Origin of the sequence: Nocardia sp. NPDC058518, from assembly GCF_042719655.1 — a bacterium.
GTDB lineage: Bacteria > Actinomycetota > Actinomycetes > Mycobacteriales > Mycobacteriaceae > Nocardia.
Map to the genome: position 1 here is coordinate 9,767 of NZ_JBHXNJ010000030.1, position 2,991 is coordinate 12,757.

Genomic DNA, 2,991 nt, shown 5'->3' on the forward strand with positions numbered 1-2,991 from the left:
CCGTGCCCTCCTCTGGTTCAGCTGGCGAGGCTCCCCGCTCGGGGGGGCCGCGTCGGCGCGCCCCCCCCGCCCCCCCGCCCACACCACCCTCGTGAGGCTAGAAGCCGAACTTCGGGTCGGGATCCGAGAATGCCTCGAGAGCCAGGAACTCATCGACCATGCCGAAAACGACCTTTTCCGCGTATGTGGACATTTTCATTTCCTTTCTGGTGGGTTATTTCTTCCTTGAGTAGCGCGCCGGAACCGAACAGGATCGTCCGATCCCACTGCACTACCCCCCTAAATGGAGGTTTTCGAGAGCGGGTGCCGGCACCCGTCAGACTGAGTCGTGGAACAAGTGCCGCAGCACGGTGCTACCGGTGATTTCCGACAGTTCCGGATAGGTTTCGGGGCCGACGTCACCGGCAATGACCTCTCGCAGAGACTGCTGCGATCGGGCAGGTATCGCCGGAAGGTGGCCTGCGGAGGACAATTCGACTAACAGCCGGGTCGCCGCAGCGGCAGGCGCTTCTCCGATGAACTCTCGTTCCAGGTGGGTCAGGATGTCCTGCGAGCGGGTCAAGTTCAGCAGCAGCGCGACGAAGAGCTGCTGCTCCTCACCGGTCACTCGCGGGAGCAACAGCCGGGTCTTCAACCGTCGCAGTTCCTCTCGCGACACAGCGGCGAGCTCGTCAGAGAGCTCCGGATGCAGGTCCGCAGCCCGATCGAGGGATCGACTGTGCAGCTCGGGATCTCCCACCACTGCCGGCATCTTCAGGAAATCGAGGGTTTGTGCCACGCTGGGGCGGGTCGGCCACAGCGACTCCGCACCGCGGCGCACCAACTCGGGAGAGCCGGTGCGTGCCAGCACCTCGATCAAGCGGCGCTGACGAGCCCGCCGGTCCTGGTCGATGGTCGGATCGATCGCGACATACGGGGGTAGGTAGTTCAGTTGCGGGCCACTGCCGCGATCTTGATGTGTCCGGATCACCATGGTGACCGTGGGGTGGGTGATATGGAAGTTGGCGTGGATGAACCGCGACCCGGAATGGATCCGCCGCACGTCACCGGCTTCGAGGATCTCAGACCCGCGTGGGGTCAGATCGCCGATCGACAGCTCTTGCTGTATCTCGGTGCGGAGGTCGAATTCGTACTCGACGTGGACGCTGCGTCCACGCAGCACGGAGAAAGCACCACTGAAGGAATGCTGGTGGATGCTGGTAGACCCACCCAGCCATACCAGGATCTCGATCCTGAATCGGTCGTTGGAGAAGATCCGCACGTCGAAGTCCGAGAACTTGTATGACAGAACGAGAAGCTGGTGATGCCCGATCAGCAGTTCGTCGAGCTCGACTGCTGGCACCCGTGCAGCAGCGGCTTCGGCGATCTCGGGGAAGCAGCCCGGATCGTAGTTGCGTTGTTTCCACGCCTGGTCGATCTCAGCACCGATCAGGGAGAACGTGCCAGCGTAGTCCATGTCGGCGGCCACGGTATCGATACTCAAAGCCCACCCCTTCCGCTACTGCAATGAACGGCATTGCGCGCCAGGTGAGACAAGTATGTTGTTGCCGGTGAGGGCCCAGACAGTGTCACCACTGATAGCGGGTGCACCTATTGCTATCGCGGCATGAAGTTTGGTAGAGAACCGCTCCGGGGCAGGATCGTTCGCGTCAATATGCTGGTCGATTCGCGTCAATATGCTGGTCGAGGTGTGCGTCGGTCAGGTCCGCACGGGACAGGTTGGCGTGGCTCAGATCCACGTTGATCATGGTCGCACGGGTGAAGACTTCGGAGAACAAGTTGCTGGAAGTCAGGTCCGCGCCGGTGAGGTCCGCGTGGATCTGAGCCACGCTATGGAGATCTGTCCCGCTCAGGTTCGCCTCGCATGCCCGCTTGACTGCCCGATGTCGAACGGGTTGACGAACATTCGTGCCTGCGAATCCGCCGCCAGCGCTGTGACTCGCAGCGACAAGTGGCGGTGATCTCGCATCCTCCGGTGGCGCCGCCTGGCAGCGGACGAATAGCAAGTCGGGGTTCCGGTAGTAACCCCTATTCAGCCGACGAGAACTCGCCGAGCCGACCGGCAACACGATCAGCCACTACAGCCGGTATGGACACTGTTCGCCGTGAGTACCCCATACCTGATCCCGTCGTTCGAACCCATCCTCGCCCTGGACGGGTACGCGTTCGTCTTCTCGCAGAAGGTGACCGGCGGGATGCCGGTGCTCTGGATGGATCCGGCGGTGAACCCCTACTCGGTGGCCACCGCCTTGCGACTGATCGCCGAGCAGATCGACATCGCCGCCGACGAGGAAAGCATCTACACCGACGCCGATCGGAAGGCCGGCCGCCGCTACTCCCCCAGGGTTGGATCCACCCGCCGACGCGGAAAGGGTCGAACGGATCGCTAAACCGGGTGTACGGAAAACGACTCCGAGAACCGTTCGGCGCCTACCCGACGAGTACGACAACACCACCCACGACAAGTCGGTGGACAAGAAGGCAAAGGCCGCAGCGAACAGCTCGCCCGCAGCTCACAGACCCGCAGTATCCAAAGCCGCTGTCGGAGTTGCTCGTCGGCGGCCGTGTACCCAGGTTGTCACGCAGGTCGGTGAAAACCCTGTCCGGCGCCGTCAGTACGATTCGTGTTTGTTCGGCACGTCCGAGCAGTACGAGGATCCGACCTCCACACGCCAAACCACCCGTGTGAGTAGGAGGCGAGATCTCAAGTGCTCAAGGAGAAACCGAACAACGGGCCTGATGGCCCTGGCGAGAACCGACTCGTCGAGCAGCTCGTGCTGCTGGCGGTGAGTTTCGGTTTGAACGTCGCGTTGGCATTCCTGCCGATGGTGCTGCCCGAAGGGGCGACCACTCCGCAGTTGTGTACCGCAACGCCGACACCAAGCGAGTCGGGACACGGGACCAGGGCGGAAACAGTAGCCCAGAAAAATTGCTGTGTGAGATAAACCACAGTCCCGGCCGACGCATCTAGAGGGGTTGTTCTCGGGGGTC

General features: G+C 62.3%; 3 protein-coding genes. 1 reads left to right on the top strand and 2 read right to left on the bottom strand.

From position 1 onward, the window contains the following. Window positions 1–316 precede the first annotated feature (316 nt). Window positions 317–1,483 carry a hypothetical protein gene (locus ACFWPX_RS33290; protein WP_378932105.1) on the bottom strand — a complete coding sequence of 389 codons (1,167 nt, stop codon included), beginning with the start codon at window positions 1,481–1,483 and terminating at the stop codon, window positions 317–319. Between the two features lie 166 nt (window positions 1,484–1,649). Then, window positions 1,650–2,069, bottom strand: a complete 420-nt coding sequence (locus tag ACFWPX_RS33295; RefSeq protein WP_378932108.1) for a pentapeptide repeat-containing protein — start codon at window positions 2,067–2,069, stop codon at window positions 1,650–1,652. A gap of 36 nt (window positions 2,070–2,105) precedes the next feature. Here ACFWPX_RS33295 and ACFWPX_RS33300 point away from each other — a divergent pair, with 36 nt between their 5' ends. Continuing rightward, a complete protein-coding gene (locus tag ACFWPX_RS33300) occupies window positions 2,106–2,390 on the top strand; it encodes a hypothetical protein (protein ID WP_378932110.1) in 285 nt (94 codons plus the stop codon). The last annotated feature ends 601 nt before the right edge of the window (window positions 2,391–2,991 follow it).